Raw genomic sequence first — 15,130 nt, forward strand, 5'->3', positions numbered from 1 at the left:
AAAAAATCTTTTTTAACATTAATATTTTCTTTTCGGGATAAAAACTGTAAGGTTATACGGATTTTTAAAACTATTTTTGCATCCTTTTAAAATTAAAATTTCTTTAAAAGACGATTGTGTATGAATTATTTGCTCTTTTTCGATGTTACGTTCGATGCCGATTTTGCTACTTTTTTGCCCAATGCTTACATTGCACAGCAAAAAGGCAGTGCGTGGTATTTCTTTAAGAAGGCAAATAAAGAAACTCTCAGAAGTTTACCTCAAATTACCTTAAATGCGGAGCAAAAAGAACTTTTGGAGTTGATAAATACACTTCATAAACCTATTTTGATTAAAAAGTTTGTCAAAAAATCCGTGTCGATAAAGGAATTGTATAAAAATGCACAGCAAAAGCAACTTATTTTATCGTATATTGAGGAAAAGACAGCACAAATTCTGCAAATTATTTCAGAAAATGACTTTTTCTTAACACTTAACGTCAGCACAAAAGACGAAATTGTCAAACAGAAAATACAAATTACCCGAAAGATACTCGAACCCTTTTTGGAGTTTGAAAAAACAGACATAGGCATTACTTATAGGCTTTATCTGTTGGACGGTAACAAGCAAATCATTCCGCATAATCACCGGGTTGAATTGCTAAACAACGAAAAGTCGTGGCTTATCATTGATAAGAAATTAATAAGGGTGGCTCATATTAAGGCAGCAAACATAAAACCTTTTTTAAATAAGGAAGAAGTTTTCATTCCGCAGAAGCTCATAGGCGAATATTTTGACAAATTTCTTAAAGGAATTCTGAAAAAAGTGGAAATCAACGCAAAAGGATTCGAAGTTATTCGCAAAGATGAAATAACAACCGTTAAACTTCGCATATTGCACGACTTTTTTGCCAATCATTACAAAATATATCTGGAATTTGATTACGGAGGATATACTTTTGCAAGCAATCAACACAAAAAAACACATTCTGTTTTGGAAATGGAGAGCGAAGGAGAGCTTCAAATCACCAATTACAGAAGAAATTCCCAACAAGAAACTGAAAAATATCAGATTTTAACCGATTTGGGATTCGCAGAAAATGATGGTACTTTCTTTTTGAAGGAAGAAAATCCGTTTGCTTCCTATTTTTATCTGTTAGAAAGAAGAAAATCCCTGCTTGAAGCCGGATTTTCCCTCGAAGATATTGAAATTGACGGGAGAAAAGTTTCCACACTTCCGTCTGAATTGATTTTTTCCGAAACAAAAAACGAAAATGATTGGTTTGACCTCAATATGCAGGTGAAACAAGGTGATTTAATCTTCCATTTTAAGGATTTAATTAAGAATATAAGAGAAAACAATCCTATTTACACACTTTCGGACGGAAATTTATTTATTATTCCGCAAGAGTGGTTCAGCAGATACGGAACTTTGATGAAGTTTGCCAAAATTTCTGACGGAAAGTTGCGACTTCCTAAAAATAATTACGCACTTTTGGAGGAATTACCCGAATTAAAAGCATCAACATTGGTCAGTAATGTGTCCTATACGCCCTCACCAAACCTAAAAGCCACACTTCGTCCGTACCAACAGGAAGGCGTGAAATGGCTTTTGGAACATCATTATAATGGCTTGGGAGCTTGCCTTGCCGATGATATGGGATTGGGGAAAACATTGCAAACCATCGCTTTGCTGGTAGATGTTCACGATAAATTACCACAAGCAAAGGAATATTACCCTGCAGATTTGTTCAGTATCGGGCAGGAACAAAAAGAACCGCTTCGGGCTTTGGTAATTCTGCCTTCATCTTTGGTATTTAACTGGTATGATGAAACCAAACGCTTCGCACCTCACTTCAAATGCACGCAATATGTGGGCAACGACCGTAAGGCAAAGGCAAATCGTTTGCAGAATTACGATATGATTTTCACGAGTTATCCCATCGTTACCCGAGATGCGAAAATCTTTCAAAAACAAGAGTTCCGATACATTATTTTGGACGAAAGCCAACGCATAAAGAATAAAAATTCGCAAACATTTAAAACCATTCACGAGATAAAGGCTCAGCACAAAATATCTTTGAGTGGAACGCCCATAGAAAACTCTTTGAGCGATTTATGGTCGCAAATGCAATTCATCAACCCAAATATTTTGGGGAGTTTTTCGCATTTCAGCAAGTATTTTAAGTATAATATCGAGAAAAAAGGCGACCTTGTGGCTTTGGAAGAGCTAAAAACCATCATCAGTCCGTTTCTTTTGCGTCGGACAAAGGAACAAGTACTTGATGATTTGCCTGAAATGATAGAACAAATCATATATTGCGAACTTTCTGAGGCACAGGAGCAGTGGTATGAGAGAGAAAAATCAAAAGCACGGAATGAACTCTTGCGGATAGATGGTAAAATCTCTCAATTTAACGCATTGAATGTTTTGATGAAGCTCCGACAAATAAGTAATCATCCTAAATTATTGGACGAAACCAGTGAAATCCCGTCAGGAAAGTATGAGGAAGTGATTAATTATATGGAACTTGTATTACATTCCGACCAAAAAGCACTTCTTTTCAGTAGCTTTGTTTCACATTTGGAAATATTTGAAAAATGGTGCAATGAGCAAGGGGTACAATACGCTAAACTTACGGGAAAAGTGCCTACGCAACAGCGAAAAGCAGAAGTGGAAGCCTTTCAGAACAATAAACAAGTGAAATTTTTCTTCATTTCGCTTAAAGCAGGGGAAGTAGGGCTGAATCTTACCGAAGCTTCTCACGTACTTTTGCTTGATCCGTGGTGGAATCCCTTTTCAGAAAGGCAAGCCATCGCTCGTGCACATCGATTAGGGCAAAAAAATAAAGTAAATGTTGCTCGTTTCGTGTCTAAAAACACTATTGAAGAGAAAATCATCAAATTACAACAAACTAAAAAGGAACTTTCACAAAACATTGTGGAAGAAAATGCTTTGGCTGCTGAAGTTATACAACATATTGATGAAATTCTGGAATAATAGTTCGATTATCTTTTTTCATACAAAATAAAACTATCTGTTAAATTCTATTTTACTTCTGTTTAATACATATTTCTATAATCGGAAATGTGTTAAATTACTATATAAATATATTTTTTCATTGTATAGATGAATGATTTTATGTTTTAAACAGATGATTTGTATTTACTTTTTATGTTTTTTTATATGTAAATGATAAATTCAGTATCAAAAATGATATTTTATAGATTAAATATGATAAAAATAAGTTTAGAAATCATTTATCATACTTGTTGAATCATTTCTGTAATTTGATAAATCATTTTTTCGTATTGTTGAATCGTTTCTATATCTTGATAAGTTATTTTTACAACTTGATAACTTATTTCTTTATTCTGATACTTGATTTTTGTTACTTGCTAATTTGTTTCTTTACCTTGCTACTTGATTTTTGTTACTTGTAAACTTGTTTCTTTATCTTGCTACTTGATTTTTGTTACTTGTAAACTTATTTCTTTACCTTGCTACTTGATTTTTGTTACTTGTAAACTTATTTCTTTACCTTGTTACTTGGTTTTTATTGCTTGTAAACTTGTTTCTTTATCTTGCTAACTTCTTTCTGTTTGATGAAATGTTAAAAAAAGAAAGACAAGAATATTTCTTGTCTTTCAGTTATGAATTATTATGTGTTGATGTTTATTTCTAATGTGATTTATAATATTTCTACATCGTTATTCATTCTTTCTGATATGTTTCTAAAGATATTAACTTTGTGTGAATGAATAAAAATAGTTTGAAAACTCATTACTTGTAGATTAAATACTTTTCCCGTATCTTTTTGAACTTTTCCAACTCGGGTTGCCACGTTTTTCGTATTTCGTCATCGCTTTTCTGCTCGATGATTTGTTGTTTCAGTGTGGCATTACCTGCGATTCGGTTAAAGGAGGAAGTGAAAAAAGGTGTTTTTACTCCTTTTGATTGTTCGTGAGCCTTTTTCAGCCAAGTGAAATTCAATTTTGATAGAGTAGGATGCTTTCTCAAGTCTTCTCCGTAGCAAATCTTTCCGTTAAACTTCGGATTCTTGTCGCCTTCATTCGGTTTTGGAGTAAAGTTGAAGGACGTCTTTTCGAGGTAGGGCGAGCCATACACCTGAAATTGCCACGAAGTACCGCGTCCCATACTCATATTGGTGCCTTCAAAGAAACAAAGGCTGGGGTATAGGTTGATTGAGACATCGTTGGGTAAGTTCGGAGAGGGTTTTACGGGTAAGCTGTAGGGCGTTTGATGCGTGTAGTTGGCAAGAGGGATAACCTTTAGGTTGGCGACCGTGTTATTATTCAACCATCTTTCTCCGTTAATCATTTGCCCGTATTCCCCGATGGTCATTGCGTAAACCACAGGCACGGGATGCATACCTATGAAGCTTTTGAACTCGGGTTCAAGTACGGGACCGTCAATGTAATGGGCATTGGGGTTGGGGCGGTCAAGAACCACGATGGGTAATTGTTGTTCGCCACAGGCTTCCATAACATAATGGAGTGTAGATATGTAGGTATAGAAACGTACCCCGATATCTTGCAAATCAAAAAGGATTATGTCAATATCTGCGAGTTGTTCTTTGGTTGGTTTTTTGTTTTTCCCGTAAAGAGACACGATGGGAAGCCCTGTTTTGAGGTCTTTGCCGTCTTTTACCACTTCACCGGCATCGGCTTGCCCGCGAAAACCGTGTTCCGGAGCAAAAACCTTGATAACTTTGATGTCTTTCTTTAAAAGTGTATCAACCAGATGCACATAATTGCCTTTCTGTGTTTTTACAATTCCGGTTTGGTTGGTAACTATTCCTACTTTTTTGTTCTGTAACAGAGGAAGATACAGTTCCATTCGGTTGGCTCCCAAAATGATTTCTTGGGAAGTTTTCTCGGCGGGTGTGAATGTTTTGTTTGTGATTTTTTGTCCATTATTTTTACAAGAAGCCATCAGAAATAGCAAAAAAATTGTATTTTTGACCTTTCTAATAAAAAAATTACGATTGAATTTTCCATTTTTCATAGCTCGACGAATCATATTTTCAAAATCGCACAAAAGTACGGTATCTTCTCCAATTATCAAAATGGCAATAGTAGCCATTGCGGTGGGGGTTATGATGATGCTTATCGCGATTGCCACGGGAATGGGATTGCAACGAAAAATACGCGAGAAAATTGTAGCTTTTCAGGGGCATATTCAAATATATAATTACGATAATAACGCTTCGCAAGTTTCCATCAAACCCATTTCGGTTCATCAGGATTTTTATCCGAAATTTTCCAACATTCCTGAAATTACGCACATTCAGGCGGTGGCTACCAAAGGAGGCATCGTCCGAACGGAAAACAGTTATGAGGCAATTTTAGCCAAAGGAGTAGGGAAGGATTACGATTGGGAATTGATGAAAGAATTTATAAAGGAAGGTCGGACTCCTGATTTTAATGCGGAAGAAATCAGTAATGAAATTCTCATTTCGGAATATTTTGCCAATCGTTTACAACTGAAATTGGGGGATAATTGTCACGCTATTTTTTTAAGAGATGAAAGCTCGCAAATGCCCAATCAGAGAAATTTTAAAATTGTTGGGATTTATAATAGTGGTTTTCAGGAGTTTGATGCAGCGTATATCTTTACGGACATTAGGCAAATTCAGCGTATTAATCAATGGAAACCTGATGAGGTGGGGAGTTTTGAGGTTTTTATTGATGATTTTGATAAAATAGAAGAAGTAGGAGCGAAAGTTTACGGACAAACGGTTTCTCATCTTGATTCTCAGACCATCATTCAGAAGTATCCTTTTATTTTTGAGTGGTTGGGAATGTTTGATTTTAATATTTATCTCATCATCGGGATAATGATTGTTGTTGGCGGGTTTAATATGATAACTGCTATTTTAGTGTTGATTTTGGAAAAAACGCCGATGATAGGCATTTTGAAGAGCTTGGGAGCGACGGATAAAAGTATTCAAGGAATATTTTTGTATAATGCTACATATATTATTTCTTTGGGACTTTTTTGGGGAAATATATTGGGATTGTTGTTGCTTTTCCTTCAACAGAAATACAGCTTGCTAAAACTTGACCCAGATACTTATTATGTTACGGAAGTTCCGATTTACATTTCTCCATTGATTATTTTGCTTTTAAATATAGGCGTGTTGTTACTTTGCTTGGTTATTTTGCTTTTACCTACGTATGTAATAACTAAAATATCTCCAACAAAGTCGATGAAATTTTCATAAGTTTAAATATTTTTTGCACAGTTTGCCACTGTATTCCGTGATTCTTTTTTGTATATTTGCATCTTCAGTTAAGTTGTTTGCAACATAAATAGTTTTATCATTTATGAAACAGTTAATCGGGAGATGGATTTCACCTGAAAAGAGGCAAGAATACCTAAAAGCGTATAAAGAGGCGATGCAGACAATGCCTCAGGCTGAGTCTTTGCGAATAAAGACTTCGTTTGGCAATGTACAGGTGTATCGCTGGGGGAAAGACTATGTCGGTAGCAAGAATCCTATTCTTCTTTTGCCTGGAAAATCATCAGGTACGCCTATGTGGTATGCTAATTTGCCCGATTTTAGTGAGAATAGAACAGTGTATGCTTTTGATGTTTTGGGAGATGCAGGGTTGAGTGAACAAAATCACCCGATACTGAATAATTTTGAACAAGCAAAATGGATAGCAGAAACAATGGAAGGGCTTAGCGTGCCTCAGTTTCATATAATAGGGCACTCTTTTGGAGGATGGTTGTCGGCAAATTTCGCTTCGTTTTATTCAGATAAAGTTGCTTCTTTGATTTTAATTGAACCTGTTTTTACTTTTCAGATGATAAAATTCAGTATTATCTTAAAATCAATACCTTACAATATGCGATGTTTGCCTAAAAAATGGAGACAAGGATTATTGAAGGAAATAAGTGGTTCGCAATGTATTGATACAACCAACCCGATAGCTAAGATGATTGATGATGCGGCGAATTATTATATATCCAAGCTGCCTCCGCCAAAAATGATTACTTTTCAGCAAATGCGTGAATGGGATTTTCCTGTGTATGTTGCTTTTGCAGATAATAGTGGTGTACATAATTCTTTTAAGGCAATAGAAGTTGCTAAACAGAATGTAAAAAATGTGGTATGTAAATTGTGGGAAAATGCAACCCATTCATTGCCAATGGAGAATTCAAAAGAACTAAATTACGAAATCATACGGTTTATTGAAAGAAATGAAATTTAGAAGACGTGATTTGGTAAGGATTTGATGTTAAATAAGTTGTTGAAAAATGAAGTTTTTAGCAATAAATTAATAAAGTCCATCAGAATATAAAACGATTATGAATGAAGTCAAGAAAATTATTGATAGTATCAAAAAGGGAAATATTGCTCCGATTTACTTCTTAATGGGCGAAGAGCCTTATTTCATTGATGTGATTTCGGATTATGTTGAGAATAACATTCTTTCGGAAGATGAAAAGGGATTCAATCAAATGGTGCTTTACGGGCAAGACGTGTCGGTTTCGGATATTGTCAATAACGCTAAACGTTTCCCGATGATGGCTCCTTATCAGGTGATTATCGTTAAAGAAGCTCAGAATTTAGGAAATTCAGTAGAAGATTTGGTTTCATACGTGGAGAATTATACGCCAACAACCATTTTGGTAATTTGTTACAAGTATAAAACGCTTGACAAACGTAAAAAGTTGGTAAAGGTTCTGGGAAAAAGTAGTGTTCTTTTTGAAAGTAAGAAACTTTATGACAGAGATGTGATGAATTGGATTCCGGATGTTTTGAAAGAAAAAGGTTATACGATTCATCCGAAGGCGACACAGATGCTTGTAGAATTCTTGGGAACGGATTTGAGTCGAATTCGTAACGAAATGGAAAAACTTACTTTGGTAGTTACACAAAATACGGAAATTACGCCTGATGTTATTGAAAAAAATATAGGAATCAGCAAAGAATTTAATAATTTTGAACTACGTAAAGCCATTGGTGAGAAAGATGAGGCAAAAGCGGTACGAATCGTGCGGTATTTTGCCGACAATCCGAAAGATAATCCCATTGTGGTTACACTTGGCACTCTTTATACATTTTTTCAACAACTATTAACATATCACGGGCTTAGCGACCAAACCGACAGAAATGTGGCAAGTACCTTGAAAATCAATCCTTATTTTGTGAAAGAATATCATACAGCGGCTCGTAATTATCCGATGAAGCGAGTAAGTGCTATTATCGCCGGGCTTCGGGAAATAGATATGAAAAGCAAAGGAGTAGGAGCAGTTAATACTCCGCAATCCGATTTGTTGAAAGAATTAATAATAAATATACTAAGAAGTTAAGTGTTTGTATATTAGCTGTTTTAGTAGTAAATTCTTTGAAAAAATATATCAAAAATGTCAGAAAATCCAAAAAGCAATAAACATACCTTCAAACAACTTTATGAATCTGTAAAGCCTTATCGCTTTACTTTTTTTGTTGTTGCTTTTCTTTCTGTTTTAGCATCAGTATTATCGACAGCTCAGCCTTATCTGATAAAAATAGCCATTGATGATTACATTGTTCCTAAAAACTATGACGGACTTATTGTTGTTACCTATGTTTTAGTGGGGTTGTTGGCAACGGAAGTGCTTGTACAATTTTTGTTTGTTTATCTTGCCAGTTGGCTGGGGCAAACGGTTATTAGGGATATTCGTAAAAAACTTTTTGCACATTTATTGCGTTTTAAAATGGCATATTATGACAAATCTTCTGTGGGAGTGTTGGTTACGCGTGCGGTAAACGATATGGAGCGTATTGCGGAAGTTTTCAGTTCGGGACTTTTTGAAATTGTGAGCGACCTGCTCAAAATGGTAGTGATAACTGTGGTTATGTTCGTGATTGATTGGCGATTAGCGTTAATAAGTTTTATGACAATGCCTTTCATTTTGTATATGACACGATGGTTTCAAAAATCAATGAAATCAGCCTTTATTGAGGTTCGTAAAGAGGTTGCCAATCTGAATGCTTTTGTGCAAGAAAGAATTTCAGGAATAAAAATCGTGCAGCTTTTTACACAAGAGAAAGGAGAGTTTGAGAAATTCAAACAAATCAATGAAAAGCACAAAAAAGGTTGGCTCAGAACTATTTGGTATAACTCTATTTTCTTTCCTGTCGGAGATTTGTGTGTATCTATCACGATAGCTGTAATTGTCTGGTATGGAGGTTTTAATGCTATTTCTAAAAATACATTTGATTTAGGGATTATATTTTTATTTATCCAACTTACACAAATGTTGTTTCGTCCGTTGAGGCATATCGCCGATAAATTTAATACCTTGCAAATGGGGGTAATAGCCTCTCAACGTGTATTTTCTATTTTAAATACAACGGAAGATATTGAAAAAGAAGGAATTAAAAGTCTTACAAATGTAAAAGGCAATATCCGATTTGAAAACGTTCGTTTTGAATATGTTGAAGGAGAGGAAATCCTGCGTGGAATTAGTTTTGAAGCCAAGCAAGGCGAAACAATTGCCATTGTCGGAGCAACAGGAGCCGGTAAAACAACGATTATCAATCTGTTGAATCGTTTTTATGATATTAAATCAGGTGCAATATATATTGATGATATTGACATCAGAACGCTTACTTTATCTTCATTGCGTGAGCATATTGCGGTAGTGTTGCAGGATGTGTTTTTGTTTGCTGATAGCGTTTTGAACAACATTACATTGAAAAATCCTGATATTAAAGAGGAAGATGTTATTGAAGCAGCAAAGAGCATTGGTGTACACGAATTTTTGATGAAGCTTCCTGATGGGTATCATTACAATGTAAAAGAAAGAGGAACAATGCTTTCGGCAGGGCAACGTCAGTTGATAGCCTTTTTACGTGCGTATATGTCTAAGCCTGAAATACTTATCCTTGATGAGGCTACCTCTTCAATAGATTCACATTCCGAAAAGATGATTCAGGAAGCTACCGACAAATTAACTCAAGGACGTACTTCTATCATCATCGCTCACCGACTTACCACAGTTAAAAAGGCAGACAAAATCATTGTGTTGGATAAAGGAAATATTGTGGAAATAGGTACTCACGATGAGCTACTTCAGCTTGAAAACGGATATTACAGAAATCTTTATGAGGTGCAATTCAAAGCAGAAAACGTTTAAAAATTTTGCTTTGTAATCAGTTAAATTTGATCATCGAAAAATAAAAAATCTGCCAAAAGGTGTCTTAAGGCAGATTTTTTCGAGTTAAAGTACTTGTTTTAAACCAAAATATTCACTTCTAATTTGTTAGAAATCAATTTGCTGATATATTCCTCTAATTCTGGGATTTTCACGCTTTCCAGAACTGTGTTTGCAAAAGCGTAAGTGAGCAATGCTTCCCCTTCTTTTTTAGGAATTCCTCGTGTTTGTAGATAGAAAAGTGCATCTTTGTTAAGTTCCCCTACCGTACATCCGTGTGAGCATTTTACATCGTCAGCGAAGATTTCCAACTGTGGTTTTGTATTGATATTTGCTTTATCTGAAAGCAAAATAGTATCATTTTGCTGATAAGCATTGGTTTTCTGAGCAATTTTCTCAACCATAATTTTCCCATTGAAAACACCTGTGCTTTTGTCAGATAAAATCGCTTTATAATCTTGATGACTTTCGCAGTTTGGTTCAGCGTGATTAACCAATGTGTAATGGTCAACGTGCTGATTTCCTGACAGAATTGTAACGCCTTTCAAAGTAGATTCCAAATGTTCTCCGTGATGGAAGAAGTTTAAGTTATTACGTGTTACGTCTCCTCCAAATGAAAATGTGTGTACCGATGCGTTGCTGTTTTCGTGTTGTGAAATGTATGTATTGTCAATGAGAGATGCCTGCAAATTATCATTTTGAATTTTGTAATAGTCCAAAATAGCATTTTTTCCTACAAAAATTTCGGTTACGGCATTGGTAAGCACAGGATTTTGAGATAAACTTCGGTGTGTTTCAACGATTTTTACTTGTGCATTTTCTCCCACTTCTACAACATTTCGAGGTTGATGGCAAACTGCTCTGTCCGAATCAGTTGTGATGTACAGTAACTGTATTGGTTTTTCAATTACTTTGCTTTTAGGAATGTAAATGCAAATTCCTTCTTTGGCAAAGGCTGTATTCAATGCTGTAAATACATCGTCCTTGCGGGTTTCTTGGTTGAAATATTTCTCAACAAATGTTTTATTATCAGAAGATTGCAGAATATCACTTAAAGGCGAAACTAAAAAATCATCTGTTTGGAAATTGGATAATTCCGAAGCGAAATTTCCATCAACAAAAACAACATTATAACCGTCACATTCTGCCAAAAACGGACGAATCTGCTCTTTTGTAACCCGATTCTTTGTTTCGGGAAATAGGGCGAAATCATTTTTCAATAATGCAGAAAGCGAGGTGTATTTCCACGCTTCATCCTTTTTTGTAGGAAACCCTTTCTTTTCAAAAACAGAGATTGCTTCTTTACGTGTATCTTTTAATATATCTTCCTTATTTTCAAACGCTTCAAAGGATGATAGCCAATTTTCTTTTAAGTTCATTTTTTTAGTATAGTAAATTTTTTTAAATAAATTTTCTTCTTTATTCTAAGAAGTCCGCAAAGGTATGAAAAAAAACAATTTGATGAACAAAATATTTCCTCCAATGATTTAAAAATCTGTATTTCTGTGTGCAAAACTTAAAAAGATTTTCCTCAAAAAAGGCAACTTTGGTTAATTCTGTTAGTTGTTTCAAAAAAATTATTCATTAATTTTAATTTTCCAAAGTCCGCGTAACTCGCCCATTTTATAGTTGGTAGCTTTATCATAGGGATATTTTTGCGTTGTCATTTGCAGGGCTTCGGGAGTAATTTCGGTTTGCGGATTACCGTGACAAGCCAAGCAAGTGGGCATTCCCAGCGGAATGGCTTTGTAGTAATAAACCTCATTTTCTTTCTGCAAAATCAAATGTTTCTCTTTGGAAGAATCTTGCATCAAAATTGAAATTTCATCCCACGCTTTTTTGTCTAACTCAGAAGCCATACCATTGTTAGGGTTGCGGTTTTTGTTGGAAACCCTTTGAATATGATGCTTATTAGAAAGAGAATCTGTCAGGAAAACAGCTTTTTCACTGCAGAAATCCACAGCGTGAACAGCCCCGCCTTCTTTCATTTTTGCAGAAACGTTCATTAGCAAAACTTTCTGTGTTTGGGAGGCTATGCTGTCGCCCAACGTCAAATATTTAGCAATTTCAGTTTCTGTTAACTTTCTTGAATGGTTGCAACTTACTAAAAGAACCCCTGCTATGACAAAAAATATCCGTTTCATTTTAATAGAAATTAAAATCCAAATGTATAATAAAAAACGAGAAAATAAAAGTATTTACCGCCAAATTTTCTCCACGATTTCGTTAGCGGAAAGTTCTTGCCAGTTGCCATTTTTGTCTTTCTTACGGCTGAAAAAATCATACGTAAAGTTGGGGAAATTCAATTCCAAGAATTGATAAAAATAATTATGACTGTAAAACATATACATCATAAATTGCTCTTGAAACTCACTTTCGCATCTAAATTCATTATTCTTAAGGATTTCCACTATAGCCTTCAGGTCATTTTTGGTCAGGTTGTCGTGCTTTTTAGGAAAAGGCATCGCTAAATCAAAGGCAAAGACCTCAATCCCATTGCTCTCCCACCATTCCCATAGCCAAACATCGGACAAGTCTTTACCGGTAAGGTTGCTTAGGTATGTTTCCATTGCTTTGTATTCTTTGTCAAAAACTTCCTCAGGAGTGTCATCGGGTTGTGCGTCCCAAAAGGTTTCATATTCCTGTAGTCTTTTTAAAATCAACGGGTACAATTTTTCAGTGGCTTCCCAATCAGGTTGTAATTCTTTTCGTAAAGTGTGCATAATTAGCAAATAAAATTTAAAAAATTAAAAGGATATATAGAATTAAAAACACGGTTGTTTTATTTAAATATAAGGTGTTAAATCAATAATTTCTCCTGAGCTGTCATCTTTGAAAATTAATTGAAATCCTTCAAATGCTTTGAGCTTTTGAAGACGTGGCAAGAAGGCACTCAATATTTCCTTTTGTCGGGTAGCCCAATCCGTATGGGGAGTAAACTGACTTAGTTTGCGTTGATAAGCCAATTTATCCGTTATGCTTTTATCTTTACTCCAGTTGAGTTGCTTTAAAAGTTCGTACACAGGCGAGTTTTCCTCAGGTTTAGGCAAGAAATAGAGCCATAGTATTCCTTCTATTTTATGTAATTCAAGGGGAGGAGTATCTGTATCTTTGTCATAGTAGTAAGTTTGATTTTGATACTCAAAACCTATTTCTTTCTCTAAAAGTTCCTCTAAATCTTCACGAGTGATAAGTCCCTGATAGCTGTCTTCTCCTTTTCCATAACTTACTTTAAACGTGTGAGTAAACCATTCTCGCTGGTAAAGTTCGGAAACAACTCGTTGTTTTTCTTCGGATAGATAAGGCAAATGTGTGCGAAGCATATTAGTACTATTCTCTTTGAAACTGCCGTCCATTATCAATCCTTCTTCGTAAACATCACAAACCGACTTGCAAAGCTCGGAAAAGATAAAGTCCTCTAAGTTCTTTGCTAATATCTCAAGCTCTACATCATCGTGAGGAAGTAACACAATCAGCGGCTGGTCTGCTTCAATTTCTTCGGGGAAGTGATACCAAAAGCAATAATAATCGCCTCCTCCGGTTTGTCCAAAAGGTACAAACAGATAGTCAGGATTAATTTCACGATAGTCATCAGGGTCACGCATCTCTTCGATTATCGATTGAATTTCATCTATTGGTGTTAGTTCAAAATCCTGACCATAAAACAATAAAGGCGGGTTTTCTTTTAACTTTGGGTAGGTCAGTTGTAACCAATCAGACGAATATTCTCCGCTATCAAGCATATTGTTTTTGTATAATTCTTTGTATAATTCAGGATATTTAAACCCAAATTCTTGTTCTAAGGCTTCTAACTTTTTCATTATTTGTATTTTTTATTTATTTCTTTTACTATGTTTATTTATAAAATTACTAAGGTAGTTTGTTATCCTTGCATTCCTCCAAAAGATAATTTTTTCTTTTTGTTTGCTTCAATTACAAGGGTGTGTCCATTGAAATAATCAGGAGAAGTTATAAGATTTATCTCAGTACTTTCTATTGAACCATCTTCCAAATATACTGAAATATCCTCAATATAAATTCCTTTTGTCAGTGTTTCTTCAGTGATTGGTTCTGTTAAAACAGTTTTATCATAAAGAACTGCTTTTCCTTTTTTCCTTATTTCTTCCGAAATCCAATCGTTGAAAGTAGCTAAAAAGTCTTCATATTCTAAAGCAAAGCTAAGGATAGTTTCACGATTATCTTCTATCCATTGCATATAATTTACAATGGCTTTTTCGGAATCATAATCGCCAATGATGTCAATATTCGTTTGTTTTCCCCAGATAATAGCCGAAGTTTGATATGTATCTTCCTTATCAATAACTGTAATCTGACCTAAAGTTATTTTATTTCCTACAGAAGAAATAGTTTTTTTCTCCTTAACTTTTTTCTGAAAGATTTCAGGAATTGGCTCATTTTTACTAATGGCTAAAGCTCTTTGATACGATGCAGTATCTTCTTTTACACATTTTGTAGGAGTTGTTACTCGTTGTTTTTTAAAATAATCCAACAGTTGATTTTTCTTGATAAGCAGTATTTCCATTGCCGAAGTTAAGAAGATTGTTTGCGGAAAGCCTAAATAAGTTACTCCTTCTTCTTGCTCGGGATTGTCAAATTTCTCGTTGATATAAAGGCAAACTAAATTTTGATTTTCTAAAAAGAATCGGTGAATTTCATCAATTGCAAGGTCGGAAAACTTACATTGATTACTGATGATATTATACAATTGTAATTCCATTTTATTGTAAATATCAATATGATATTGTTGGCTTAACTGTTTTATCAGTTCTTGATATTCGGAAGTTTCTACTATTTTCTTTAAATCTTGAATGCTGATACTCATAGGTTTTGATGTGTATTATACAGATGATTTATTTTTGTTGTACGTGTAAAATAATTGTTTTATACGGATATTTTTATCAATATATAAATAACCTTAAAAGGCTTTCTACGTATGTTTTTATAGAAAGCCTTA

Annotated in this window: 11 protein-coding genes; 5 read left to right on the forward strand and 6 right to left on the reverse strand. The window is 34.7% G+C overall.

Going from position 1 to position 15,130, the window contains the following annotated elements; genetic code table 11:
* The first annotated feature begins 120 nt into the window (after positions 1 to 120).
* Entirely contained in the window at positions 121 to 2,979 is a 2,859-nt protein-coding gene (locus GN105_RS06255) for a DEAD/DEAH box helicase (RefSeq protein WP_155284559.1), read from the forward strand.
* A 783-nt stretch (positions 2,980 to 3,762) separates the two neighbouring features.
* Here the strand turns inward: GN105_RS06255 and GN105_RS06260 are convergent.
* On the reverse strand, positions 3,763 to 5,085 hold the full coding sequence (locus GN105_RS06260) for an exo-beta-N-acetylmuramidase NamZ family protein (protein WP_173014973.1): 1,323 nt from the start codon (positions 5,083 to 5,085) through the stop codon (positions 3,763 to 3,765).
* On the opposite strand from GN105_RS06260, the gene GN105_RS06265 reads away from it, so the two are divergent.
* From GN105_RS06265 to GN105_RS06280, 4 genes are all read left to right on the forward strand, one after another.
* On the forward strand, positions 5,069 to 6,226 hold the full coding sequence (locus tag GN105_RS06265; RefSeq protein WP_155284560.1) for an ABC transporter permease: 1,158 nt from the start codon (positions 5,069 to 5,071) through the stop codon (positions 6,224 to 6,226). The genes GN105_RS06260 and GN105_RS06265 overlap by 17 nt on opposite strands.
* 103 nt (positions 6,227 to 6,329) lie before the next feature.
* Positions 6,330 to 7,220: an alpha/beta fold hydrolase gene (locus GN105_RS06270; RefSeq protein ID WP_155284561.1), complete on the forward strand. Its 891-nt coding sequence runs from the start codon at positions 6,330 to 6,332 to the stop codon at positions 7,218 to 7,220.
* Positions 7,221 to 7,317: 97 nt separating this feature from the next.
* Positions 7,318 to 8,325, forward strand: coding sequence for a DNA polymerase III subunit delta (gene holA / locus GN105_RS06275; RefSeq protein WP_155284562.1), 1,008 nt, complete (start codon positions 7,318 to 7,320; stop codon positions 8,323 to 8,325).
* 54 nt (positions 8,326 to 8,379) lie between these two features.
* On the forward strand, positions 8,380 to 10,137 hold the full coding sequence (locus tag GN105_RS06280; RefSeq protein WP_155284563.1) for an ABC transporter ATP-binding protein: 1,758 nt from the start codon (positions 8,380 to 8,382) through the stop codon (positions 10,135 to 10,137).
* A 98-nt stretch (positions 10,138 to 10,235) separates the two neighbouring features.
* On the opposite strand, the gene sufD is transcribed toward GN105_RS06280, so the two are convergent.
* The 5 genes from sufD to GN105_RS06305 all read right to left on the reverse strand — a co-directional run bounded on the left by sufD (position 10,236) and on the right by GN105_RS06305 (position 14,998).
* Positions 10,236 to 11,534 carry a Fe-S cluster assembly protein SufD gene (sufD, locus tag GN105_RS06285; protein ID WP_155284564.1) on the reverse strand — a complete coding sequence of 433 codons (1,299 nt, stop codon included), beginning with the start codon at positions 11,532 to 11,534 and terminating at the stop codon, positions 10,236 to 10,238.
* A 198-nt stretch (positions 11,535 to 11,732) separates the two neighbouring features.
* Positions 11,733 to 12,299: a Tll0287-like domain-containing protein gene (locus tag GN105_RS06290; protein WP_155284565.1), complete on the reverse strand. Its 567-nt coding sequence runs from the start codon at positions 12,297 to 12,299 to the stop codon at positions 11,733 to 11,735.
* Positions 12,300 to 12,353: 54 nt separating this feature from the next.
* Positions 12,354 to 12,878: a hypothetical protein gene (locus GN105_RS06295; RefSeq protein ID WP_155284566.1), complete on the reverse strand. Its 525-nt coding sequence runs from the start codon at positions 12,876 to 12,878 to the stop codon at positions 12,354 to 12,356.
* Between the two features lie 63 nt (positions 12,879 to 12,941).
* Positions 12,942 to 13,976, reverse strand: a complete 1,035-nt coding sequence (locus GN105_RS06300) for an SMI1/KNR4 family protein (protein ID WP_155284567.1) — start codon at positions 13,974 to 13,976, stop codon at positions 12,942 to 12,944.
* A 62-nt stretch (positions 13,977 to 14,038) separates the two neighbouring features.
* Positions 14,039 to 14,998 (reverse strand): DUF2262 domain-containing protein, encoded by a 960-nt coding sequence (locus tag GN105_RS06305; RefSeq protein ID WP_155284568.1) that lies wholly within the window; start codon positions 14,996 to 14,998, stop codon positions 14,039 to 14,041.
* Positions 14,999 to 15,130 lie beyond the last annotated feature (132 nt).

The organism is Capnocytophaga felis (assembly GCF_009684755.1).
GTDB lineage: Bacteria > Bacteroidota > Bacteroidia > Flavobacteriales > Flavobacteriaceae > Capnocytophaga > Capnocytophaga felis.

Bases quoted from the DNA above. Each gene is read 5' to 3' on its own strand.
- GN105_RS06255 (WP_155284559.1), top strand. From the start codon at position 121: ATGAATTATTTGCTCTTTTTCGATGTTACGTTCGATGCCGATTTTGCT.
- GN105_RS06265 (WP_155284560.1), top strand. From the start codon at position 5,069: ATGGCAATAGTAGCCATTGCGGTGGGGGTTATGATGATGCTTATCGCG.
- GN105_RS06260 (WP_173014973.1), bottom strand. From the start codon at position 5,085: ATGGCTACTATTGCCATTTTGATAATTGGAGAAGATACCGTACTTTTG.
- GN105_RS06270 (WP_155284561.1), top strand. From the start codon at position 6,330: ATGAAACAGTTAATCGGGAGATGGATTTCACCTGAAAAGAGGCAAGAA.
- holA (WP_155284562.1), top strand. From the start codon at position 7,318: ATGAATGAAGTCAAGAAAATTATTGATAGTATCAAAAAGGGAAATATT.
- GN105_RS06280 (WP_155284563.1), top strand. From the start codon at position 8,380: ATGTCAGAAAATCCAAAAAGCAATAAACATACCTTCAAACAACTTTAT.
- sufD (WP_155284564.1), bottom strand. From the start codon at position 11,534: ATGAACTTAAAAGAAAATTGGCTATCATCCTTTGAAGCGTTTGAAAAT.
- GN105_RS06290 (WP_155284565.1), bottom strand. From the start codon at position 12,299: ATGAAACGGATATTTTTTGTCATAGCAGGGGTTCTTTTAGTAAGTTGC.
- GN105_RS06295 (WP_155284566.1), bottom strand. From the start codon at position 12,878: ATGCACACTTTACGAAAAGAATTACAACCTGATTGGGAAGCCACTGAA.
- GN105_RS06300 (WP_155284567.1), bottom strand. From the start codon at position 13,976: ATGAAAAAGTTAGAAGCCTTAGAACAAGAATTTGGGTTTAAATATCCT.
- GN105_RS06305 (WP_155284568.1), bottom strand. From the start codon at position 14,998: ATGAGTATCAGCATTCAAGATTTAAAGAAAATAGTAGAAACTTCCGAA.